Source organism: Scandinavium sp. M-37, from assembly GCF_043558715.1.
In the GTDB taxonomy this organism is placed as follows: domain Bacteria; phylum Pseudomonadota; class Gammaproteobacteria; order Enterobacterales; family Enterobacteriaceae; genus Scandinavium; species Scandinavium vulneris_A.
The window spans coordinates 1-357 of record NZ_JBIGIN010000130.1 but is presented as its reverse complement, the minus strand read 5'-3'; the positions used below and the strand labels follow the sequence as shown (position 1 = coordinate 357).

Genomic DNA, 357 nt, shown 5'->3' with positions numbered 1-357 from the left:
ACGCCTAACACTGACCTGTCTGAAGGGGCGCACAATCTGAGCGCGACCGCGATGAATGCGGCAGGTGAAAGCGCCTCAACGGACGGCTTTGTCCTGACCGTGGACACAGTGGTTGCCACCCCGGTGCTGACCGCAATTGTGGATAACGTCGGGGATTACCAGACAGACGTGCTCAATGGCGGGAAAACCGATGACAGGCAGCCGCTGCTGACCGGCACCGGTGAGCCGGGCAGCCACATCGTCATCAAAATGTACGGGCCGGTGAGTCACAAGACTTACACCATTGGCACCGTAGAAGTGGGTGAGGACGGGACCTGGAGCTATCAGTTTAAGGGTGGTCAGGGCCTGCAGGCAGGG

At 59.9% G+C, this 357-nt stretch carries 1 protein-coding gene; it reads left to right on the top strand.

Annotated features, from left to right (window positions below):
* Positions 1 to 357, top strand: a 357-nt coding sequence (locus ACG0Z5_RS24035) for a hypothetical protein (protein ID WP_394451700.1), incomplete at both ends; no start/stop codon positions are given.